Origin of the sequence: Streptococcus sp. 343_SSPC (assembly GCF_001072385.1) — a bacterium.
Taxonomy (GTDB): Bacteria; Bacillota; Bacilli; order Lactobacillales; family Streptococcaceae; genus Streptococcus.
Genome location: NZ_JVKU01000026.1, coordinates 19,139 through 42,030, shown reverse-complemented (window position 1 = coordinate 42,030; position 22,892 = coordinate 19,139). Strand labels below are relative to the sequence as shown.

Below are 22,892 nucleotides of genomic sequence, written 5' to 3'. Positions count from 1 at the left end.
AACATTATGGGATTAAAATCACTTGAAGACGTAACCTACTTCCGTCTTAATAATGAAATCAACCGTCCAGTTAACGGTCAAATCATGCTTCATAAAGATAAAGAGGCCTTGGATGCTTTCTTCAAAGAAAATGTTGTGCCAAATACCATGGCCTTTGATTCAATAACGGATAAAATCAACTACCTTATTGAACACAACTATATCGAAACAGCCTTCATTCAGAAGTACCGTCCTGAATTTTTGGAAGAATTGGCCCAATTTATCAAAGATCAAAACTTCCAATTCAAGTCCTTCATGGCTGCCTATAAATTCTATAACCAGTATGCTCTGAAAACAAATGATGGAGAATACTATCTCGAAAGCATGGAAGACCGCGTCTTCTTCAATGCTCTCTACTTTGCGGATGGAAATGAAGAAATTGCTAAAGACATCGCAAATGAAATCATTCACCAACGCTATCAACCGGCTACTCCTTCCTTCTTAAATGCTGGACGTGCCCGCCGTGGTGAATTGGTTTCATGTTTCTTGATCCAGGTAACTGATGATATGAATGCGATCGGACGCTCTATCAACTCTGCCCTCCAACTTTCACGTATCGGTGGTGGGGTTGGAATCTCCCTCAGCAACCTTCGTGAAGCTGGAGCACCGATCAAGGGCTATGAAGGAGCCGCTTCTGGGGTCGTTCCAGTCATGAAACTCTTCGAAGATAGCTTCTCTTACTCTAACCAATTAGGACAACGCCAAGGGGCTGGGGTGGTTTACCTCAATGTCTTCCACCCAGATATCATCGCCTTCCTTTCAACTAAGAAGGAAAATGCCGATGAAAAAGTTCGGGTTAAGACCCTTTCACTTGGTGTCGTCGTGCCAGACAAGTTCTACGAGTTGGCTCGTAAGAATGAAGAAATGTACCTCTTCAGCCCTTACTCTGTAGAGCGTGAATACGGAGTGCCATTTAACTACATCGACATCACTGAAAAATACGATGAGTTGGTTGCTAATCCGAACATCCGCAAGACAAAAATTAAGGCCCGTGATTTGGAAACTGAAATTTCTAAATTGCAACAAGAATCTGGTTACCCATATGTAGTTAACATCGATACTGCTAACCGGGCAAACCCTATTGATGGAAAGATCATCATGAGTAACTTGTGTTCAGAGATCCTCCAGGTTCAAGAGCCAAGCTTGATTAACGATGCTCAAGAATTCATTAAAATGGGGACTGACGTCTCATGTAACCTTGGTTCAACCAACGTGGTTAACATGATGACTTCACCTGATTTTGGTCGTTCGATTCGTGCCATGGTTCGTGCTTTGACCTTCGTTACAGATAGCTCTCATATCGTTGCTGTTCCAACAATTGACCACGGAAATAGCCAAGCTCATACCTTTGGTCTTGGAGCCATGGGACTTCACAGCTACCTTGCCCAACAATTGATCGAGTATGGATCACCTGAATCTGTTGAGTTTACGAGCATCTACTTCATGCTCATGAACTACTGGACTCTCGTCGAATCAAACAACATCGCACGTGAACGGGGCGTTACCTTCCACAACTTTGAAAAATCAGACTATGCCAACGGTAGCTACTTTGATAAGTACACGACCGGAGAGTTTGTTCCAAAATCTGATCGCGTCAAAGAACTCTTTAAGGATATCTTCATTCCTAGTGCAGAAGACTGGGCTGAACTCCGCGATAAAGTCAAGGCAGATGGTCTTTACCACCAAAACCGCTTGGCTGTCGCACCAAATGGTTCTATCAGCTACATCAATGACGTATCTGCTTCTATCCACCCAATCACACAACGGATTGAAGAACGCCAAGAGAAGAAAATCGGTAAGATCTACTACCCTGCTGCTGGTTTGTCAACAGAAACCATTCCTTACTACACTTCTGCCTACGACATGGATATGCGAAAAGTCATCGACGTCTATGCTGCTGCAACTGAGCACGTAGACCAAGGACTTTCACTCACGCTCTTCATGCGTAGTGATATTCCAAAAGGGCTTTACGAATGGAAAACTGAAAACAAACAAACCACTCGTGACTTGTCTATCCTTCGCAACTACGCCTTTAACAAGGGAATCAAGTCTATCTACTACGTCCGTACCTTTACCGATGATGGTGGAGAAGTTGGCGCGAACCAATGTGAAAGCTGTGTCATCTAAGACACTCTGATCCATTGCTACCAAAAAGTCGGTTCGCCGACTTTTTGTGCGGTATTCTAACAATTGTGTTAGAATAATAATGATTGTATGATCGAATGAATTAGAAAAAGAAAGAGATTTCAAATGGAAACTTACTACAAAGCCATTAACTGGAATGCCATCGAGGATGTCATCGATAAATCTACTTGGGAAAAGCTAACCGAACAATTCTGGTTGGATACACGTATTCCTTTGTCAAACGACTTGGACGACTGGAGAAAGCTGTCTAACAAGGAAAAAGACCTTGTTGGTAAAGTTTTTGGAGGTTTAACCCTTCTCGATACCATGCAGTCTGAAACGGGTGTGCAAGCCCTTCGTGCGGATATTCGTACTCCTCATGAAGAAGCTGTCTTTAACAACATCCAATTCATGGAATCTGTCCATGCTAAGTCTTACTCTTCTATCTTTTCTACCTTGAATACCAAGTCAGAAATCGAAGAGATTTTCGAATGGACCAATACCAATCCCTTCCTTCAAAAGAAGGCAGAAATCATCAACGAGATCTACCTCAATGGCACTCCTCTAGAAAAGAAAGTAGCCAGCGTCTTCCTTGAAACCTTCCTCTTCTACTCTGGTTTCTTCACACCGCTCTACTATCTTGGAAACAACAAATTGGCCAACGTGGCAGAAATCATCAAGTTGATCATTCGGGACGAATCTGTTCACGGAACCTATATCGGCTACAAGTTCCAACTTGGATTTAACGAATTACCAGAAGACGAACAAGAAAAACTTAAAGAATGGATGTATGACTTGCTCTACACCCTCTATGAAAACGAAGAAGGCTATACAGAGAGCCTCTATGACGGTGTAGGTTGGACAGAGGAAGTCAAGACCTTCCTTCGCTACAATGCTAACAAAGCCCTCATGAATTTGGGACAAGATCCCCTTTTCCCTGACTCAGCGGATGATGTCAACCCAATCGTCATGAACGGGATCTCAACCGGTACATCCAACCACGACTTCTTCTCTCAAGTCGGAAATGGTTATCTTCTCGGTGAAGTAGAAGCCATGCAGGATGACGATTACAACTATGGCCTATAAGACAAAAACCTTTCCAGATGGAAAGGTTTTTTTGTTTTTTTATGCTAAAAATTAGCCTTGCTGCAGAAGAAACTATCTCAAATAAACAAATCAGTCCTTTCCAGATTTGGAAAGGGCTGATTTGGTAGGTATGTTAGTCCCCATTCTTCTTTATTGAAGCAAGAAGATAAGGAGAGAAGCGATCAGGTTATTTGCTATATGCAGGGCAATGGCATAACGAATATCTTCCTTAGTCAGATACGCTAAAGCGAAAATTGAACCCATTATAAAGTAAATTAGAAATTGCCCTAGACTAGACGGAAGATGGAGAAAAGAAAATAAACTAGAAGAAAGAGCAATATAGAGCAAGGTCTGTCCTAGGGTTTCCTGCTTTGAAAATAGATACTTGGCCATTAAGCCTCTAGTTATGAATTCTTCAATAATGGGAGCAATAAAAATAATATAGAAAAAAACGAAGGCAGGAAATAACTCCAAGAAAAACTCAATACTTCTTTGATTATTAGACGATTCACCCGAGACCAAGGCTTGAAGAGCAATAAAGGCAACTAATAATCCAATGGGTAACCATATCGTGGACGTCAGTTTGGTCTTTTTAACCTCAAGTTTCCAACCCTTTTGGTACCATTTCCACAAACCAAAAATATAGAGAGCAGATACCAAAGCGAATATCAAGAGAATGAGAAGCTCGGAACCTCCCTCAACGAGAACATTCAAGCAACTAGCAAGAATCCTCGAAAATAAAATAAAATGAGAGAAGACCACCAAGGCATACAAACCAACATTTTTCCAGATACTGTTCCCCTTCATACAACACTCCTTTTTCCTTTCGATTCCTATTCCAAGTCTATTTTTTAATTCAATTATCTACTTTTGATTATTTATTATGCTGTCAAACTTAGGATTTTTATGAGGGCCTCGGACTGCACCTTCAAATCGACAATGGAGTAATATCTAAGACACTTCCTTTTTCCTATATATTTATTGTAATGTATTTATCAAAAATTACAAGTACTTCTTAAAAAGTTTTTACAAAGATTTAACAGTTTACCATACAAAAAGACCTACCCGAAGGTAGATCTCTTGTTGCTTACAATTTAGTTGCTACGGCATCCAATAATTCTTGGATTTTCGCTTGGTTGCTTCCTCCTGCCATGGCCATGTCTGGTTTACCACCACCACGTCCATCAACGATTGGAGCCAATTCTTTAACCAAGTTACCTGCGTGGATGTCTTTTGTCTTGCTGGCTACGAGAAGGTTGACCTTGTCACCGATTGCTGCGACAAGAACAAGCACGTCAGAGTAATCTTTTTGTTTCCAGTTATCCGCAAAGGTACGAAGGGCACCTGCATCTGATACAGAAACTTGACTAGCAATGTAACGGTGGCCGTTTGCTTCTTGAACATGTTTGAAGACATCACCTGCCGCTGCTGCTGCAGCTTTTTCCTTCAATTCAGCATTTTCTTTTTGCAATTGACGGAGCTGCTCTTGAAGGCCTTCAACCTTATGAGGAACTTCCTTGAGTTGAGGTGCTTTCAAGGTTGCTGCGACTGCTTTCAGTGCATCTTCTTGTTCACGATAAGCTTCGAAGGCTTCTTTACCAGTCACTGCCAAGATACGACGAGTTCCTGATCCAATCCCTTCTTCTTTGACAATCTTGAAGAGGCCAATCTCAGAAGTATTGCCAACGTGGGTACCACCACAGAGCTCCACTGAGTAGTCACCGATGGTCACAACACGGACTTCCTTACCGTATTTCTCACCAAAGAGGGCCATAGCACCCATATCTTTAGCTGTATCAATATCAGTCTCAACAGTCTTAACTGCGATCGCTTCCCAGATTTTTTCATTGACTTGCTGTTCAATAGCACGCAATTCTTCTGGAGTTACAGCTTGGAAGTGAGTGAAGTCAAAGCGAAGGAATTCCACTTCATTAAGTGAACCTGCTTGAGTTGCATGGTGGCCAAGGATATTGTGAAGAGCCGCATGGAGCAAGTGAGTGGCTGTGTGGTTCTTCATGACACGGTGACGACGATTGCTATCGATCGCCAAAGTGTATTCTTGGTTCAAAGCAAGTGGAGCATGAACTTCAACGGTATGAAGTGGTTGGCCATTTGGTGCTTTTTGAACGTCTGTCACTGTCGCTACGACGTTACCCGCAACATCCAAGATTTGACCGTGGTCAGCAACTTGTCCACCCATTTCAGCGTAGAAAGGTGTTTCCGCAAAGATCAGAGAGGCAGTTCCTTCGGATACAGCTTCTACTTCTGCATTGTCCGCTACAATAGCCACTAACTTAGAAGACAATTGGCTAGCATTGTAGTTGAAGACACTCTCAACAGTGATGTTTTGAAGAGTTTCGTTTTGCATCCCCATTGATCCGCCTTTGACAGCAGATGCACGCGCACGTTCTTGCTGCTCTTTCATGGCTGCTTCAAAGCCTTCACGGTCTACAGTCATTCCAGCTTCTTCAGCAATCTCTTCTGTCAACTCCACTGGGAATCCATAAGTATCGTAGAGTTTGAAGACATCTTGACCAGCGATAACCGTTTGGCCTTTTTCTTTCAAGTCTGCTACGATACCTTGAGCAAAGTGTTGACCTGAGTGAAGGGTACGCGCAAATGACTCTTCTTCGCTCTTGACGATTTTCTCAATAAAGTCACGTTTTTCAAGCACTTCTGGGTAGTAGCTTTCCATGATTTTTCCAACAGTTGGAACCAGTTTGTAAAGGAAAGGCTCGTTGATACCCAATTTTTGACCGTGCATAGAGGCACGACGGAGGAGACGACGAAGGACATAACCACGACCTTCATTTCCTGGAAGGGCACCATCCCCAATCGCAAATGAAAGCGAACGGATATGGTCAGCGATGACCTTAAAGCTCATGTTGTCGCCATCTTGGTCATAAACCTTACCAGACAATTTCTCCACTTCACGGATGATTGGCATGAAGAGGTCTGTTTCAAAGTTTGTCTTAGCCCCTTGGATCACCGCCACCAAACGCTCTAAACCAGCGCCCGTATCAATGTTCTTGTGTGGCAATTCCTTGTACTCGCTGCGTGGTACAGCTGGGTCAGCGTTAAATTGTGACAAGACAATGTTCCAGATTTCGATGTAACGGTCGTTCTCGATATCTTCTGCAAGCAAGCGAAGTCCAATGTTTTCGGGGTCAAAGGCTTCTCCACGGTCAAAGAAGATTTCTGTATCTGGTCCAGAAGGTCCAGCACCGATTTCCCAGAAGTTGTCTTCGATTGGGATCAAGTGACTTGGGTCCACGCCCACTTCGATCCAGCGGTTGTATGAATCTGTATCAGCTGGATAGTAGGTCATGTAGAGTTTGTCTTTAGGGAAGTCAAACCACTCCGGACTTGTCAAGAGTTCATAAGCCCAGGTAATGGCTTCGTCACGGAAGTAATCCCCGATGGAGAAGTTCCCCAGCATTTCAAACATAGTATGGTGACGCGCCGTCTTCCCTACGTTTTCGATATCGTTGGTACGGATGGCTTTTTGCGCATTGGTAATCCGTGGGTTTTCAGGGATGATAGTTCCATCAAAGTATTTCTTAAGGGTTGCAACCCCTGAGTTGATCCACAAAAGGGTTGGGTCGTTTACTGGAACCAAGCTAACAGATGGTTCTACTGAGTGACCTTTGGTCGCCCAGAAATCAAGCCACATTTGGCGGACTTGTGCACTAGATAATTGTTTCATGTTTTCTCCTCTATTTATTGTTTTCTATTGATTGGCTTAGGAGCCATTTTCCATCATTTCTACATAGTCAATGGCAAGACACAAGGAAATCACCAGATTGGCATATTCCTCTTCATAGACGGAAACCTGATAAGTCGACGTCAAGGTAAAGACTTGCTTGCTAATCTCTGCAACCAGCTGGTCGCGATCATCCAATAACTTGAAATCCAAATCCCAGATATTGCCTTCGATGCGTAGTCCTAAATTAGAAATTTCGTACTTATCACGGAGTAAGGTCAGTTTTTTACGGATAAAAAAACTGGAGCCATCCGCTAATTCTACAGTGAATTGAGGTAAGAGGCTAAAAGGCTTCTTCGTGATATGGCTGACCTTCTGGCCTTCCACATCAAATACCGTAAAGGTCTTGGGAATTTTCAAAAATGAACCTTCTACCTGGTATTCTACCATTCCCAGATCATTTTTGATATCAAAGCGTTCCCCTCCAAGTCGAAACTTTTGTTTGACCAGATACGTTTTCATCAGTTTCCTCCTGCAAATCCTTATGAAAACCTTTCTCTTATTAGAAAGGATCTCCGGTAGAAATGCTGAAAAAAAGACAAGCTCACTAACGAAGGGCGAAAAACCGCGGTACCACCTTCATTCAATGAACTTGTCATTCTTCATTCGATTATGTAATTGTTCTATTGAGTAGCAAAATCATTCCTCTTCCATGGCTCGCACCCCCGCCACTTCTCTGAATCTGATTCTAAATGATTTATTCTCAACTATCTCATTATACAGATAAATACAATGCTCGTCAACTAATATCCTTATTTAGAAGATGAGCTATCTTCTGTTGTTGCACCAATATTTTGCATGTATTGGTTGAAGGTTGCCTTGAAGGCATCATCTTTGACCTTGATATTGGCATTTGTCATTGCTTTGGCAATGATGCTACGGATAAAGTTGGCATCATTTTTACGTTCTGCCGTCAGAATTTCTTTCAAGCGTTTTTCGTATTTCTTCCAGTCAGATCCTTTTTCTTCCTTCTTAGTTACTTTAACGATATAGTAGGCACCAGCGCTTTTTTGACTAGCAGGATCAATAACGACATCTGAAATACCATTTACATCAAGCTTAGATGCTGCTTCCTTGACACGGGTTGGAACAGTTGTTGTTCCAGAGTCAAATTTGATTTCTCCACCCTTTTCTTTGGTGCTAGCATCTGTAGAATTTTCTTTGGCAATTTGTGCAAAGTCAGCGCCTTCAGCTTTTACACTTGCAAGAACTTCATTCGCTTTTTCTTCTGAATCCAATTTTATCACATTTGCAGTGATTTCTGGTGTATAGCTTTCAAAGGCTTTTTTATAAGCTTCGTCTGTCAACTCTTTTGAAATAGCTTGGTCAACCGCATACTCTAACAAAAGGTTACTACGGATTTGTTGTTTGTTGGTTTCTTCTGTCAACCCTTGTTGAGTGAGGTAGCTATTGAAGGCTTCACCCAATTGTTTTTTCTGCTCATCAACTTTTTTCTCAACATCTTTGTCTGAGACTTTTGAGCCGTATTCTTTTTCAAAGACTTTATTAATGGTCATTTGGAACAGGTATTGTTGTGCACCTTGGTTATGTTTGATTTCATCATAGAAATCACCAACAGTGATCGTGTCACCCTTCATTGTGACGATATCTTTGTCACTGCCACCTTTTGCACAAGCTGCTAGCGCTACAACGGATAAAAGGGTCACCGCTCCAGCTACAAATTTTTTCTTCATGTTTATTTCTCCATTCTAAAATTCACTGCTTCTATTTTACCACAAATTCAAAAGGATAACTTAAATAAGACTAAAAGCTACTCTTCTGTCGGCAAGGAAATCTCTTCCTCGTTTTTACGGATCATGAGAATGCCATCACCGAGCGGAATCAGACTGGCCGTCAAGCCAGGATGGTCCAAAGTGGCATCAAAAAGACGTTGCAAACCTCGATAGATGGTGCGTTGTCCACGACGAACTTCCATAATATCACGCGCCACATCTCCTCCTTGGAAGATATCGTCCAAAATGACTACTCCCCCAACTTCCAATCGTTTGAGAACTTCTGGAAGAAAGACGATGTACTTAGACTTAGCCGAATCCATAAAAATCAAGTCAAAGCGTTGCTCAATATGCTCCAGCAGGTCCACCGCATCCCCTTCTAAAAGGGTGATTTGCTTGCGCTGGTCAAAACGAGCAAAGTTTTCCTTGGCAAAACCAATCATTTCCTCGTTGCGATCAATGGTCATAATTTTTGCATCAGGTACCTGCTCCGCCATCAAGAGGGCTGAAAAACCAATCGCCGTCCCGATTTCTAAGATCGACTTGGGTTGCATGGTCTGCAAAAAGAGACGAAAGAAAGCAACCGTTTCATGAGGGATGATGGGAATATTTTCCCGTCGAGCAAATTCTTCTAGCTCCTTTAAAGCATCCGTTACCGGCGCTTGGCGCTCCCGCATGAAAGAGACAATTTCCTCCTTGACAACTGGGCGGCGCATATTGTGGTTGGCATTTTTACTGTAAGACTCTACCATCTTAGGCCAATCCTAATTTTTCAACCAGGGCCTCAAATTCATTGAGACGACGTTCAAAGACTTCAAAGGCGGCATTGAGGTAGTCTTCTTTTTCCATATCAACACCCGCCTTGCGGATGACGTTGAGTGGGTAATCTGAATTTCCGGCCTTCAAATACTCTAGATATTTGTCCTTATCTTCTTGTGTTCCATGAACGATTTTCTCAGCCAAGGCAGAAGCTGCTGCAAAACCGGTTGAATATTGGAAAACATAGTAGTTATAGTAGAAATGAGGAATACGAGCCCATTCGTATTGGATTTCTGGATTGTCTTCTTTAGAAAGACCATAGTATTTCTCGTTCAAGTCCGCATAGAGCTCATTCAAGAATTCGCTGGTCAAGACTTGTCCTTCTTGATCTGCTTTATGAATGGCATGCTCAAACTCAGCAAACTGGGTTTGACGGAAGACGGTACCACGCAAACCATCCAAGAAGTGGTTGAGAATGGCAAAACGGGTTTCATCATCTTCTACTTCTGCCAACAATTGCTCAGTCAAGATATTTTCATTGGTTGTGGAAGCAATCTCAGCAAGGAAGATAGAATAATCTCCATAGACATAAGGTTGGGTCTCACGTGTATAGCTAGAATGCATACTGTGACCAGTTTCATGCACCAAGGTGAAGAGGTTGTCCAATGTATCTTGCCAGTTTAACAACATAAAGGCATTGGTATCGTATGAACCACCTGAATAGGCCCCTGAGCGTTTTCCTTGGTTGACATGGACGTCGATCCAACGTTCAGTAAAGGCGCGCTTCACGCGGGATAGGTAGTCATCACCAAGCACCGCCAAAGCTTGCTCAGACTTGGCAAGGGCTTCTTCATATGTGAACTTGTAATCAGTAGAAGATAATGGTGTGTAGACATCATACATCTTCAAATCTTCAATTCCCAAGATTTTTGAGCGGAGTTTCACGTAGCGTTGCAACAAAGGCAAGTGCTTGTTAACCGCTTCTACCAAGCTATCATAGACGCTTTCTGGGATAAAGTTAGCAGAAAGAGCTGCCTCACGTGCACTTGAGAATTTGCGAACCTTGGCATTGTAATTATGGACCTTGACGTTGGTCTGAAGGGTCTTAGCATAGGTATGTTGATACTGTTCGTAGACACCATATAAGGCTTGGTAAGCTTCCTTACGGACTTGGCGGTCCTTAGACTCGACCAAAGAAATATAGTTTCCATGGGTCAACTGCACTTCTTGACCTTGGTCATCCTTCACCATTGGGAAGACGATATCGGCATTGTCCAAAATCTCAAAGGTTTCACCTGCCGCAGCAAAGATTTCACCCGCTCCTGCTAGCAACTCTTCTTCCTTTTGGGAAAGAACGTGCTCTTTGGTTTTGAGCAATTTGTCAAAGTAATGAGCATAAGCTTCTAAGGCAGGGACTTCTTTCAAGAAGTTGGCATATTGCTCTTCGGTAATCTCCATAAATTCTGGTTCGTAAAAGGCAAAGGTCTCCCCTAAAAGGCTATAAAGAGACATCGCTTTTGATTGGAATTCTTGGTATTTGGCTACGCGTGTGTCCTGGTCATTCTTCATATGGGCGTAGACATAGACCTTCTCCAAACGACGGCTCAAGTCCAAATAAACTTCTGTGGTTTCTAATAGGTTGGCTGGAGAAGACAATAAAGAACCTGCAAAATGGGCAGCTTCTTTAATGGCTGCAGCTAAAGCAGTTGCTTCTTCCTCCCAAGCTTGGTCTGTCGCAAAAATGGTCGACAAATCCCATTGGTATTTTTCATCAATTTCATTTCGTTGTTTTACCATTACAAAAATCCTCCAATGCTTCTATTCTAACATAATATTAGCATTTGGGGGTATTTGATTGTCAGAAATTTAAGCTTTCCAGTTCTGATAAAAACGAGGTGAATAAAGAGTCTGCGTCGCTTTCATTCCGGTTTGGAGATAATAGGTCATAAAGTTCTGGTAATAGCTTTGCCAGTCTCCCTTAATCTGGATAAAACGCGAAGACTTCAGTGGCCGACAAAGGGGATAAAAGGATTCCAAGTCTAAGTCCAGAAGATGCTTTCCTTTCAGATAGAGTTGTTCCTGAAGGGCCATCCACTTAGGATGCCGGTAATACAACTGCTGACGAAGATAGTCCTTAAACTGTCGGTCTAGAGGGACCGTCATTCGTTGCAAGCCTTGTTGGGCATAAGGGGTCCGCAAAACTTCTAATAAGCTCCCTCCATAAAAAGGAAAATGTTGAGTCCGATAATGAAGACGCCCTCGCAAGTCTTGATGGATCAAATAGTGGAGCCGAACTTCCTGCTGCTCTAGGTCCAGCTCCCAGAGATGAAAGCCCCTATTTTGGCTAAAATAGACAAAACCTTCTTGCAGAGCTGACAGGCTTTTCTTGAGCCATAAGTTTTTCCCCAATAACCAATAAACTTGATAACCATGCATGCGATAGGCATCGCTCCGTTCTTTTAAACGCTCCATAGACAAGGAACTACATTGCACTTCTAAGGCAATCTTTTGATCTGGAAGGAGAACATCCGCAATCTGTTGGAGAGCTTGCAAAGGACTTTCCACTTCAGCTTGGGTATTTTGTTTGGCCCATCGATAAAGCTCCAACTTTAACTCCAAATGTTCTGGACTCTCCGTTTCATGATGGAAGGGACAAGCCTCTAGGTTGACGTGAGCAAAATGAGGACGCATCACTCGCCCTTTCTTTAAGCGGACTTCCTTTCCACACAGGAGACAGACAAAGGGACCATTTCTTCTCATCGGAACCTTCTCCAAACAATTCCAACGCTGTTGCTTTGCATCAGCCGCAATAAACATGTCATCACCTCCACTTATATAATTCGTAACTGAAGACGCTTATATTAGAGGAGAAAGAAAAAAGAGAGTGGGACAGAAATCGGTCATTCGTTAGAATTCGATTTCGTCGTCCCACCTCCGCACAGTTGAGTAGGGTTGTAAAAGCTGATGAAATCAGCGTAGTAGAGCCCACTCAACCACTGCGTCTTGCTCGACAATCCAAAGACAATTGAGAGGCCGGACTTTTGTCCCAGCCTCTGTTTAGATATGATCTTACTGACATGTATAGAGAATGTTCATTCATCTTAGACGAGACTATTCATAACGTCGGTTATTGATTTGACTCACTCGTTTTCTCGTCTGATGCCGGATCTTGACTTTCCGCTGATGGGGAGGTCCCATTTTCAGATGCTTCAGCTTGTTTTCGAGCTGTTTCAAATTTTTCAACAATGGTTGCACGAGCATCTTCCGGGACATCGGTGTCTTCAGGCCCTATCGTATCCATGGATTCATTAAAACGGGCCTTGCTCGTTTCCATTTTCTCCTTCAAGTTTTTCAGATAAGTCTCATAGGTCTCTTTTGCAGAGCCCGTGAGTGATGCTCCTGCCTCCTCCGAATGAGCAACTGTTCGGTCCATCATCAAAGCATAGAGAGCTTTAAAATCCCCAACGGTTCTGGCATTTTCAAGTTCCTCATCTGTATACAAAACAAAAGGAGATTCTGAGGATCCTTTCAAGCTGGTCACTTTCTTGCCCTTAGAGGTGGTTGAAGACTGGCGTGTACCCTTTACAGACTTTTCACTGGACGAGGTCCCTTCTTGATTTGAGCAGGCTGCTAGCCCAAGCACTCCCATTAAAGCAACCATTGTTAATAGTCTTTTTTTCATACAATCTCTCCTTTTTATCATTCCATTACCATTCTAGCATCAAGCCCGGTTGCCGTCAATTCATATCTGTCCCTTGATTCTTTAAAAAAAGACCAGAGATCAGTCTATCTCCGGTCTATCGATTTATTTGGAAATCTTTTTTATTTTCTCTTATATCTCATGTTAAAGAAAATTCTTAGGAAAATGAAGGGAAGGAAGCAACAGAGCCACATTGGATCCCAGCCTTTTTGACGACTACTCGTGGACTTCTGATGAGCCCCTTCTACTGCGGTTACAGCCTGTGTTTGCTGAATGGATGGAGAAAGAGTTTGCAAGCCATTGGCAATTTGTAGCTGGCCATTTTGAACACTGATCTCTGGATTGGTCCCTCTTTTTACCGTAGCATAGAAGGGTTTGTCTAAGTGATAGGTTTGCCCCTGAATGGTGTGATCCCCCGCCGGCAGAACCTCTTTGTATTCATAATCCTGGTAGAGTCTTTCAATCAGGGCATTTCCAATGACGTGGCGCAGGCTCTCTGCAATTTCTACATCGTAATGTCCAACTCCCATAATGACTTGGACAAATCTCTGGTTCCCACGATTAACCGTCAAGGTGTAATTATAATCCGCAGTCGGACTAGAGCCTGTTTTCAGACCATCCGCTCCCTTTAGAGAATACCTTCCACCTTCTAAAGAATAATTATAATTCTCATGCGTTTCTTCATAATCTGTACCCTCGAAGAGAGTAATCTTAGCATTTTTAGTGTAGTTGAGGATTTCAGGAAACTCATTGACCATGTGATAAGCCAAAATAGCCATATCTCTCGCTGTTGTTTGGTTAATGGCATGTTGATCATAGCGTGTCGGATTATAGTAGCCATCCAAGACTGCAGTTGGGGCACCATTAGGATTGTTCCACTTGGTATTGGTCATTCCAATTTCTTGGGCCCGCTGGTTCATCAAATCCAAGAATTTATCCGGATCTCCTCCAGACACCTTATTGGCAATCATGATGGTAGCGGCACTAGATGAAGGAACAAAAATCATATTCAGGAGGGTCGATACCTTGTATTTAGCACCCGCCACAATGGGACTATTGCTCAACTTCTGGTTTTGCGAAATTGCTACATCCGTTTCTGTCGCTGTAATTTGGGTATCATAATCCAGTTGCCCTTCTTGAATGGCTTTCAGAAGAACATAGACGGACATCAATTTAGCCATACTACCGGAGTCACGAGGAGCATCAATATTATCTCCATAAACAATCGCTCCTGTGTGAGCATCAACAACAATATCGGCCTTAGGACGGAAAAACTCATCCACCGAAGTCCCTGATTTTTCAGTGATTGACATGATGTCTTCTTGTTGGTAAAGATCATCCGCCCTTACGAGCATTGGAAAACATAGGCAACTAAGGGAAAGTGTCGCAAATAAGGCACGTTTAAACTTCATTCTCTCTCATTTCTTTCATCATCATCGTTCTCCATTATAGCATAAGTCCCTCTATTCAGAAACACTATTTCCTAATCTTTTTACTCCTTCATGCTCCCAAAGAGACCCGGAGATTTTCCTTTTGGCATCTTTAAAAAGATACTTAGAAGAAGGACGAGAACCAGGACAGCCACCAAGAAGGAACTCATCATTGAAAATCCACCGTGATCCACAAAGAAAGCTGCTACTGGTTGCAAGAGAATGGTAGCAAGATAGCGGACTCCCTGCAGGATAGCCATTGCTAAGACTAGATCTTTCTTATCCACCTGTTGGGAGATAAAACGTAAGGAGACCATGATCAAGACCATCCCCGTCGTATGCTTGGCCAAGAGGGTGACCAGCACTTTTAAGAAGACCGGACTCGGAAGAGCATAGATGAAATACTGGAGCAAGAGAATCCCCACAGGAAGCAAAATTAGGAGACGCAGGGGCCAATGATCCATAAAACGGTCCGAGAAAAAGATGAGGGGCGCTTCTACTACGACAGATAGGGCCACAACCGTAGACGCTATCTGAACAGGGAGCCCACTATCCATTAAGAGAGCTGGAATATAGGTATGGCCAATATTTCCCACGCCCGACACAAGCCCCATCAGTAATAGGAAAAAGAGATAGGGTCCATTATGGAGCAGAGGACGGATCGAGACAGCTTCTTTTTGTACCCGATTGGTCTTATCAATACGGATAGCCCCTAAAGTAAAGAAACTAAGAAGGATCGTGACCAATACACAATAGTATACCGACTGAGGGCTAAGATGAGCATAGAGCCAACCAGCTAGGTGAGCTCCAGCAGCATATCCTAGCGTCCCCCAAACGCGGATTTTTCCAAAAGCATAAGGACTCTGGGTAGCTAAGATCTCCATCATGGGCGCCGTCCCATTTAGACACAGTAATACCAAGCCATAAAAAATGGTCAACCAAAAGAAGTTAGGGGCCCAGATAAAGCCACCCACTCCTGCCATGAGGACTCCTAAGCTCAAAGTCGTGATTTTAACAATACCAAACCGTTCATTGATATACCCAAACAAGGGCTGGGTAAGCATGGATAGGAAAAAGGCCGTCGATACCAAATTGGAGACCTGACTGGCTGAATACTGTTGGCCTATCAGATAAACAGAGATTAAAGTCGTAAAGAGGGCCGTCGACATGAAGTAAAAACTATATAAAAATAAATAAGCAGGATAGGAATTTCGAAATGCTTTCATAAGTTTCCTTTCAACATGAGAAATAAAAGGCAATGACAAAACCCAACTGGATTTCAGTTGAGTTTTGATCAGTTATTTTTTGTAGCGATCCTGAGCCTTGCGCGCCCGTTCTTTGCGATGAGCTCTTTCTAAATACAGAATCATAGCAAGAATGAAAATTGGAATCAGAATGACCAGGCTTTCAAGAGGAAAATGGAAGGATTTCTCTCTAGCTGGGGCCACCGTACTTTGGGAATCCGATTGACTCACTGCTCCTTCTTTGACTGGAAGTCCATCAGAAATCTTTTCTGATAGGGTCATCAAGCCTGAATCCGCCTCAACCTGTCCATCTTTGACAACGAGTTTTGGATTCTCTTCTCCCTTTTTGACCGTGGCATAAAAAGGTTGATCTAGGGTGTAGGTCTTTCCATCGATGGTCTGAACACCCTTGTCCAACAACTTCTTATAACGATAATCAGCAAAAGCCTTTTCGATCAAGGCATTACCAAATGGATGTCGATAGTATTCACCATCCTGGTCGGACCAATCACCAACTCCCATGACTACGGAGATAATTCGTTGCTCCCCCCGTTTAGCGGTTGCGATATAGTTAAAGGCACCACGTGGACTCGAACCTGTCTTCAGACCATCTACTCCTTCAAGAGCATATCTTGCTCCTGGCAAGGAATAGTTATAGGTATCAAAAGTCTCCTCATAAGGTGTTCCTTGTTTTACGGTCACCTTAGCCTGATTGGTATAACTAAGGATCTCAGGATATTCTTTCACGAAATGATAGACGAGAATCGCCAAATCTCTTGCAGTTGTCTGGTTGGCCGCATCATTTGGATAGTTATAACTGGTATACAAACCTCGGAAGGTTGAAATGGCCGCTCCACTAGGATTGTTCCAAATGGTATTGGTCATCCCCAACTCCTTGGACTTTTCGTTCATCCGCTGAATAAAGGCATCCGCATCGTGGTTAGAAAGGAGATTGGCCAACATAATCGTAGCCACATTGGAGGATGGAACAGCCGTCATGGTAATCAATTCAGAGACTGTATAGTCCACTCCTGCAACGATGTTATTGTTGGAAATCTCATAGATTTTTGACATGGATTGATCCGCAGCCGTTGCAGTGACAACCGTATCTTTGGTAATCTTCCCCTCTTTCATGGTTTCGAAGAGCAGATACAGGGTCATGAGCTTACTCATACTTGCTGGATCCCGCACTTCATCAATATTGTCTCTCCACAAAACATCCCCGGTATTCGCATCGATGACGAGAGAGGACCTTGGTCGATTATAGGCTTGCACATGATCGTTGGGATACATTTTTTGCGCCATATCCACTAGCTCATCCGCCGCGATCGACAGAGGGCGGAGTAGGGATAGAATGACGATTCCTAAAACGAGCAACTTCTTTTTCAAAATATATTTTCCTCAAATATAGAATTTTATCTTATTGTACCATACTTTAATCTATAAAAAAACCTATCTTTCAGGATATTTCAGATAGGTCTCTTTTTTTCAACTGGTTACAGTAAGCTCAAGGCTGCTTGGTCTGCAATAATCACAACATCTGGATGACCTTGAAGGGCACTCGCTGGTAAACTCTCTGTTTTTGGACCATTGACCATTCCTGCAATCGCTTCTGCTTTTGATTCTCCATAGGCAAAGAGAATGATAGACTTGGCAGCAAGAATGTTCGCAATCCCCATTGAGATGGCTTGGGTTGGAACATCTTCAATTTTTTCAAAGAAGCGAGAGTTGGCTTCAATCGTTGATTGATCCAAATGGACCAAATGCGTTTGGCTGTCAAATGGCGTGCCTGGTTCGTTAAAACCAATATGGCCGTTGCGGCCGATCCCTAGAATTTGCAGATCTACTGGATGTTGGGCCAAAATTTCATTGTAATGAGCTGTTTCTTCTTCTGCAGTATCTTCGTTTCCTTTTGGAAGATAGCTAACTTTAAACGGTTTCTCATTGAATAAATTTTCCTGCATAAAGTAACGATAGGATTGAGGATCTTCTCCCGTCAAGCCAACATACTCATCCAAATTGACACTGACCATGTCTGAGAAATCCAAATCACTCTCCCGAATCAATTTATAAAATTCAAGTGGACTACTTCCAGTCGCAAGCCCCAGCGTTTTGGCACCCTGCTCTAACTTTTCTTTTAGCAGGTCAAAAGCAACCTGTCCCCCTTCGATTTGATTAGCTACTTCAATAACTTTCATGATAAATCCTCCGCTTATTTCTTATATTCATTATATGGTATAGACCAATTTTTGTCAAGCGCTTTCTTGATGTTAGAAAAGGATTTTTTACCTTTATCCCTTTAAAATTCGGCTAGTGATTTCCTTTGTTTCACTCTTATTTCATGATATAATGGGGAAGGTTAAATGTAAGAAATAGAAGAATTTAGATACAAGGAGAGAACATGAACACGAATGACTTTGATTTCCACCTCCCCGAGGAGTTAATTGCGCAAACTCCACTAGAGAAGCGCGATGCCTCAAAACTACTAATCCTCAATCGACAAACAGGTCAGATGGAAGACCAGCATTTTGACGCCATTATCAATGAATTAGAACCAGGGGATGCTTTGGTTATGAACAATACCCGTGTCCTTCCAGCTCGTCTCCATGGGGTCAAACCGAATACAGGAGGGCATGTGGAGCTTCTTCTCTTAAAAAATATTGAGGGCGATCAATGGGAGGTTCTTGCTAAACCTGCCAAACGTCTCAAAGAGGGTGGGGTCGTCAGCTTTGGTGATGGACGTCTCCAAGCAACTCTGATCAAGAAGTTAGAACACGGAGGTTGTATCGTAGAGTTTTCTTACCAAGGGATTTTCCTTGAAGTCTTGGAAAGTTTAGGAGAAATGCCCCTACCACCTTACATCCATGAAAAATTAGAAGATCAGGAACGTTACCAGACGGTCTATGCCAAAGAAAATGGATCTGCCGCAGCTCCTACAGCTGGCCTCCATTTCACACCAGAGCTCTTACAAAAGATCGAAGACAAAGGGGTTCACTTGGTTTATCTAACCCTTCATGTCGGACTGGGAACCTTCCGTCCTGTATCCGTCGATAATCTAGACCAACATGAGATGCATTCCGAGTTTTATCAACTCTCTGAAGAAGCCGCCCAAACTCTTCGACAAGTCAAAGCAAGTGGACACCGAATCGTTGCCGTTGGAACCACTTCTATCCGAACCTTAGAAACAATTGGAAATAAGTTTAATGGAGAGTTACAAGCTGACTCTGGTTGGACCAATATCTTTATCAAACCAGGCTATCAGTGGCAGGTTGTCGACGCCTTTTCAACCAACTTCCACCTACCAAAATCAACCTTAGTCATGCTCGTTTCTGCCTTCGCAGGTCGAGAACTCACTCTGGACGCTTATCAACACGCCATCGACCAAGGCTACCGTTTCTTTAGCTTTGGAGATGCTATGTTTATCAAATAAGGAGAGCCCCTAATGAATAAGATCGAAAGTCGCCACCGCCTGATCCGGTCCATTATTTCAGAAAAGAAAATTCGAACCCAACAAGAATTGCAGGACAGCCTGGAAGCGAACGGCATCATCGTGACCCAGTCCACCCTCTCAAGAGATGTCAAATCCTTGAATCTGGTAAAAATTAACGAAGGGGATAGCTCTTATTATGCCATCAATAGCATTGCCCCATCTCGCTGGGAAAACAGACTGCGTTTTTATATGGAAGATGCCCTTGTCATGCTTCGTCCCGTCCAAAACCAAGTGGTCGTTAAAACCCTACCTGGTCTGGCCCAGTCCTTCGGGGCCATCTTAGATGCCCTTGAATTGCCGCAGATTGTTGCAACCGTCTGTGGGGACGACGTCTGCCTTATCATCTGTGAAGACAATCAGGGGGCCTTGGACTGCTTTGAAAAATTGAAAGAATTCACTCCTCCCTTCTTCTTTAGCAAATAAAAGAAAGCTTAGATGGTCTGACCATATAAGCTTTTTTCTAATCTCTATTAAGCTTCCTTGGCTGCTAATCGTCGAATGGTCTCTGCATAGATTTCCATTGCACGATATAAATCATCCAGTTTAGCTCGTTCATTCGCCTGGTGCTCTGTTTGGAGAGCATCAGGGAAGAGGGCCCCATAAGCCACACAATTTTCCATAGTTCGAGCAAAAGTCGCTCCCCCTGAGGACATAGCTGGGGTCTGATCCCCCGTTTCTTCTTGGTAGACCGCCATCAGAGTACTCACCAATGGACTGTCTAGTGGGACGTATAGTGGAGCTACATAATCAAACTCTTCATACTGAAGTTGATAGCTAGTTGCCACCTCACTTAAACGTTTTACCAAGGCCTCCTTATCCGCTAAGACAGGGATCCGAATATCAATCCCGATTTCAGATTGCTGTTCATCAATGGAGAGGGTTGCAATATTGAAGGAAAGAGCACCACTTGGTTCATCTTTGATTTCACCAAAGAGAGCTGCTCCTGTCGCATCTTCCCCAACGGCATCTGCAATAAAGAGAAGGGCTGGATGAGGCTGAATCAAGGAAAGGCTTTCAGCTAAGCCTACAATGGCATTGACACCCTCAGCCGCATCCTTGGAGTGTTTAGACAGACCTAGAATGGTTACTGCTCCTGCTTCTTCTGTATAGTTCACACCACTTTGCTCAATGACTGGTAAGAGTTCCTCTAAGCGTTGCCCACTATAGGTAGCCTTATCTGGCACCACATTGAGGGCACGACCAGCTTCTAAGGGACGATCCTCCCAACCTGGTCCATGGAGCTTGACTTGAAGCAAGCCTTTTTCAGCATAGGTTAATGGGAAGGACGAATCTGGAGCAAAGCCAAGATCTGCTTTTTCTTCTATCTGATTGTAGCGGTTCATACAGCGCCAGAGAGTTTCTTCGTCCGTACCAAATATAAAGCGGATCCGTTTGGTAAATACAACTCCTTGGTCGAGTAGGCTCTTAACTGCGTAAAGCGCCGCAAGCGATGGTCCCTTATCATCTTGTACTCCACGTCCAATCAACCATCCATCTTTCAGAGTCGCCTCAAAAGGTGGCGTTTGCCAATCTTCTAAATCACCGGCTGGAACAACATCCAAGTGACAAAGAACGGCCAGGAGTTCTTTCCCCTGACCGATCTCTGCATATCCATAGTATCCTTCAGGATCTAGATAGGTTTGAAAGCCCATTTCTTGAGCAATTTCTAACGTTTTCTCAAGGACATCTTGGATAGCTTGTCCAAACGGTGTTCCATTTTCACCTTCGTTTAAAACCGAAGGATAAGAAATCAGAGTCTTTAATGAAGCTAGAAAGTCATCTTTGACTTGATTTGTAATTTCAATTTTCATGGAATCACCTCTTTACTTCTTATAGGAATGGAACGAAAGTTCCGAGAAGAAGGAGGGCAATGGTGATCACAATAACGGCAACAACAAGTTTTGCCATGAATTTCCACCAAGTTGCAATGTTGATACGTCCAAGAGCAAGAGCTCCCATTACGATACCAGAAGTTGGTGCGATCAAGTTCAAGACACCAGATGCAGACTGGTAGGCAGTGATAATCAAGCTTGGACGTACATTGACGAATTCTCCCAATGGAGCCATGATACCCATTGTCGCACTGGCAAGACCAGATGAAGATGGGATCAAGAATGACATTGGCAAGTAGAAGATATAAGTCAAGACGATGAAGACTTGAGAAGATAGACCACTGAGTCCTTGTTTACCCCAGTTAAGGATCGTATCTGTAATCATACCATTGTTCATGATAACTTGGATACCACGTGCGATCGCTACGATCAAGGCTACGCTGAGCAAGTCAGCTGCACCAGCCATAAATGAAGAAATGATTTGTTCTTCTTTCAATCCGTAGACAATACCAATCAAGATACCCATAAAGGCGAAGAGCATTGCTCCTTCTGGGAAGTACCAAGTACCTAGGGCTGCAGTTGAGCTACCAACAATCTTACCAACTACTGGAAGGCCTGTTAACCATGTGTTAAAGTTACTAAAAATAGGAACATGGAGACCTTCCCAAGGAATGAAACTCAAGACCATCAAAACAAAGGTCAATACAAAGAGTACAAAGACTTGTTTTTGTTTCTTAGTAAGTGTTGAGTTAACATTGTCATCATCTTCACCAACATTGAAGAATTTCATATCTTCTTCACGAGTTGCATAAGTGAGGGATTTAGTTGGGTCTTTTTGAATCTTATCTGCATACTTGTATACAAACCAAGTGCTAAGACCAGTCAAGACAACCCAGAAGATCAAACGAAGGATGATACCTTCCCCAAGACTAACACCCGCAGTTGAAGATGCGATACCTGTCGCGAATGGGTTCAAGGTAGATGCCAAACATCCAATCTGTGAACCAAGCAAGATAATGGCTACCCCAGTCAAGCTATCAAATCCAACGGCCATCATAACTGGCACAAGGAGAGGATAGAAGGCCATGGTTTCTTCACCCATACCATAAGTTGTACCACCAAGGGCAAACAAAGGCATAAGCACCAAAATCAACATTTTTTCGCGACCCTTGTATTTCTTCACGATAGAAGCAATACCAGTGTCTAGCATACCAGTTTCATTGACTACACCAAGGAAACCACCAACCATCAAGATGAAGAAGGCTACGTCGATCGCTGCACTAGTTCCTTGAATCAAAGATCCTTCTTCAGGAGTCGTTCCTAGCATAGCACGAATCGGTGCCATCAATACATCCCAGATACCTTGAGGGTTTTGAGGTTGTGATTTATACACACCATCGACAAAAGCCCCTGCTGGGATAATCCAAGTCATCACTGCCATAAACGCAATGATGATTAACAATACGGTATAAGATGAAGGCATCTTAAACCCTTTTTTCGCTTTTTCACTCATTTGTTTATCCTCCTAACGCAACAAAGTTTGAGTGAGTCTTTCAAAAGGTTAAACTTTTAGAAAGCGCTTACCTATATGTTTATTTTATCATATTTAAGATTAAAAAACTAGTTTTTCCTAAACTTTTTTAGAAAAAACGAGGGGAGGAACTTTGTACAAACTCCTGTAAATATGGGGTT

Annotated in this window: 18 protein-coding genes; 4 read left to right on the top strand and 14 right to left on the bottom strand. The window is 43.0% G+C overall.

The genetic code is table 11. The features are described 5' to 3' along the window. Positions 1–6: 6 nt before the first annotated feature. Together nrdE and nrdF are read left to right on the top strand one after the other, a co-directional pair. Positions 7–2,166 carry a class 1b ribonucleoside-diphosphate reductase subunit alpha gene (nrdE, locus tag ADH27_RS07865; RefSeq protein WP_048717186.1) on the top strand — a complete coding sequence of 720 codons (2,160 nt, stop codon included), beginning with the start codon at positions 7–9 and terminating at the stop codon, positions 2,164–2,166. A gap of 123 nt (positions 2,167–2,289) precedes the next feature. Continuing rightward, positions 2,290–3,249, top strand: coding sequence for a class 1b ribonucleoside-diphosphate reductase subunit beta (nrdF, locus tag ADH27_RS07860; protein WP_037608336.1), 960 nt, complete (start codon positions 2,290–2,292; stop codon positions 3,247–3,249). 150 nt (positions 3,250–3,399) lie between these two features. On the opposite strand, the gene ADH27_RS07855 is transcribed toward nrdF, so the two are convergent. From ADH27_RS07855 to ADH27_RS07800, 12 genes are all read right to left on the bottom strand, one after another. Then, a complete protein-coding gene (locus tag ADH27_RS07855) occupies positions 3,400–4,056 on the bottom strand; it encodes a CPBP family intramembrane glutamic endopeptidase (RefSeq protein WP_048717184.1) in 657 nt (218 codons plus the stop codon). Between the two features lie 280 nt (positions 4,057–4,336). Then, positions 4,337–6,955, bottom strand: a complete 2,619-nt coding sequence (alaS, locus tag ADH27_RS07850; protein WP_048717182.1) for an alanine--tRNA ligase — start codon at positions 6,953–6,955, stop codon at positions 4,337–4,339. Between the two features lie 36 nt (positions 6,956–6,991). Continuing rightward, the gene (locus ADH27_RS07845; RefSeq protein ID WP_006596642.1) at positions 6,992–7,474 is read right to left on the bottom strand and encodes an LURP-one-related/scramblase family protein; all 483 of its coding nucleotides are present in this window, start codon (positions 7,472–7,474) and stop codon (positions 6,992–6,994) included. Between the two features lie 290 nt (positions 7,475–7,764). After that, on the bottom strand, positions 7,765–8,706 hold the full coding sequence (locus tag ADH27_RS07840) for a peptidylprolyl isomerase (protein ID WP_048717181.1): 942 nt from the start codon (positions 8,704–8,706) through the stop codon (positions 7,765–7,767). 77 nt (positions 8,707–8,783) lie between these two features. Further along, a complete protein-coding gene (locus ADH27_RS07835) occupies positions 8,784–9,497 on the bottom strand; it encodes an O-methyltransferase (RefSeq protein ID WP_048717179.1) in 714 nt (237 codons plus the stop codon). A gap of 1 nt (position 9,498) precedes the next feature. Beyond that, a complete protein-coding gene (gene pepF, locus ADH27_RS07830) occupies positions 9,499–11,301 on the bottom strand; it encodes an oligoendopeptidase F (RefSeq protein ID WP_048717177.1) in 1,803 nt (600 codons plus the stop codon). A 69-nt stretch (positions 11,302–11,370) separates the two neighbouring features. Continuing rightward, positions 11,371–12,321: a competence protein CoiA gene (locus ADH27_RS07825; protein ID WP_048717175.1), complete on the bottom strand. Its 951-nt coding sequence runs from the start codon at positions 12,319–12,321 to the stop codon at positions 11,371–11,373. Positions 12,322–12,631: 310 nt separating this feature from the next. Next, entirely contained in the window at positions 12,632–13,186 is a 555-nt protein-coding gene (locus ADH27_RS07820; RefSeq protein WP_048717173.1) for a hypothetical protein, read from the bottom strand. 140 nt (positions 13,187–13,326) lie between these two features. Beyond that, positions 13,327–14,616, bottom strand: coding sequence for a D-alanyl-D-alanine carboxypeptidase family protein (locus ADH27_RS07815; protein ID WP_048717172.1), 1,290 nt, complete (start codon positions 14,614–14,616; stop codon positions 13,327–13,329). Between the two features lie 80 nt (positions 14,617–14,696). Then, positions 14,697–15,860 (bottom strand): MFS transporter, encoded by a 1,164-nt coding sequence (locus tag ADH27_RS07810; protein ID WP_048717170.1) that lies wholly within the window; start codon positions 15,858–15,860, stop codon positions 14,697–14,699. Positions 15,861–15,932: 72 nt separating this feature from the next. Beyond that, positions 15,933–17,267, bottom strand: coding sequence for a DUF1958 domain-containing protein (locus ADH27_RS07805; protein WP_048717168.1), 1,335 nt, complete (start codon positions 17,265–17,267; stop codon positions 15,933–15,935). Between the two features lie 107 nt (positions 17,268–17,374). After that, a complete protein-coding gene (locus tag ADH27_RS07800) occupies positions 17,375–18,076 on the bottom strand; it encodes a glucosamine-6-phosphate deaminase (RefSeq protein ID WP_048689227.1) in 702 nt (233 codons plus the stop codon). Positions 18,077–18,279: 203 nt separating this feature from the next. On the opposite strand from ADH27_RS07800, the gene queA reads away from it, so the two are divergent. After that, positions 18,280–19,308, top strand: coding sequence for a tRNA preQ1(34) S-adenosylmethionine ribosyltransferase-isomerase QueA (queA, locus tag ADH27_RS07795; RefSeq protein WP_048717166.1), 1,029 nt, complete (start codon positions 18,280–18,282; stop codon positions 19,306–19,308). A 12-nt stretch (positions 19,309–19,320) separates the two neighbouring features. Beyond that, positions 19,321–19,791 carry an arginine repressor gene (locus ADH27_RS07790; protein WP_048689219.1) on the top strand — a complete coding sequence of 157 codons (471 nt, stop codon included), beginning with the start codon at positions 19,321–19,323 and terminating at the stop codon, positions 19,789–19,791. A 47-nt stretch (positions 19,792–19,838) separates the two neighbouring features. On the opposite strand, the gene ADH27_RS07785 is transcribed toward ADH27_RS07790, so the two are convergent. Together ADH27_RS07785 and ADH27_RS07780 are read right to left on the bottom strand one after the other, a co-directional pair. Beyond that, complete coding sequence (locus ADH27_RS07785; protein WP_048717164.1) at positions 19,839–21,179, bottom strand: dipeptidase; 1,341 nt, start codon at positions 21,177–21,179, stop codon at positions 19,839–19,841. A 19-nt stretch (positions 21,180–21,198) separates the two neighbouring features. Then, a complete protein-coding gene (locus ADH27_RS07780) occupies positions 21,199–22,713 on the bottom strand; it encodes a YfcC family protein (RefSeq protein ID WP_048717163.1) in 1,515 nt (504 codons plus the stop codon). Between the last annotated feature and the right edge of the window lie 179 nt (positions 22,714–22,892).

Coding starts and splice junctions, on each gene's coding strand:
- nrdE (WP_048717186.1), top strand. CDS start 7: ATGGGATTAAAATCACTTGAAGACGTAACCTACTTCCGTCTTAATAAT.
- nrdF (WP_037608336.1), top strand. CDS start 2,290: ATGGAAACTTACTACAAAGCCATTAACTGGAATGCCATCGAGGATGTC.
- ADH27_RS07855 (WP_048717184.1), bottom strand. CDS start 4,056: ATGAAGGGGAACAGTATCTGGAAAAATGTTGGTTTGTATGCCTTGGTG.
- alaS (WP_048717182.1), bottom strand. CDS start 6,955: ATGAAACAATTATCTAGTGCACAAGTCCGCCAAATGTGGCTTGATTTC.
- ADH27_RS07845 (WP_006596642.1), bottom strand. CDS start 7,474: ATGAAAACGTATCTGGTCAAACAAAAGTTTCGACTTGGAGGGGAACGC.
- ADH27_RS07840 (WP_048717181.1), bottom strand. CDS start 8,706: ATGAAGAAAAAATTTGTAGCTGGAGCGGTGACCCTTTTATCCGTTGTA.
- ADH27_RS07835 (WP_048717179.1), bottom strand. CDS start 9,497: ATGGTAGAGTCTTACAGTAAAAATGCCAACCACAATATGCGCCGCCCA.
- pepF (WP_048717177.1), bottom strand. CDS start 11,301: ATGGTAAAACAACGAAATGAAATTGATGAAAAATACCAATGGGATTTG.
- ADH27_RS07825 (WP_048717175.1), bottom strand. CDS start 12,321: ATGTTTATTGCGGCTGATGCAAAGCAACAGCGTTGGAATTGTTTGGAG.
- ADH27_RS07820 (WP_048717173.1), bottom strand. CDS start 13,186: ATGAAAAAAAGACTATTAACAATGGTTGCTTTAATGGGAGTGCTTGGG.
- ADH27_RS07815 (WP_048717172.1), bottom strand. CDS start 14,616: ATGAAGTTTAAACGTGCCTTATTTGCGACACTTTCCCTTAGTTGCCTA.
- ADH27_RS07810 (WP_048717170.1), bottom strand. CDS start 15,860: ATGAAAGCATTTCGAAATTCCTATCCTGCTTATTTATTTTTATATAGT.
- ADH27_RS07800 (WP_048689227.1), bottom strand. CDS start 18,076: ATGAAAGTTATTGAAGTAGCTAATCAAATCGAAGGGGGACAGGTTGCT.
- queA (WP_048717166.1), top strand. CDS start 18,280: ATGAACACGAATGACTTTGATTTCCACCTCCCCGAGGAGTTAATTGCG.
- ADH27_RS07790 (WP_048689219.1), top strand. CDS start 19,321: ATGAATAAGATCGAAAGTCGCCACCGCCTGATCCGGTCCATTATTTCA.
- ADH27_RS07785 (WP_048717164.1), bottom strand. CDS start 21,179: ATGAAAATTGAAATTACAAATCAAGTCAAAGATGACTTTCTAGCTTCA.
- ADH27_RS07780 (WP_048717163.1), bottom strand. CDS start 22,713: ATGAGTGAAAAAGCGAAAAAAGGGTTTAAGATGCCTTCATCTTATACC.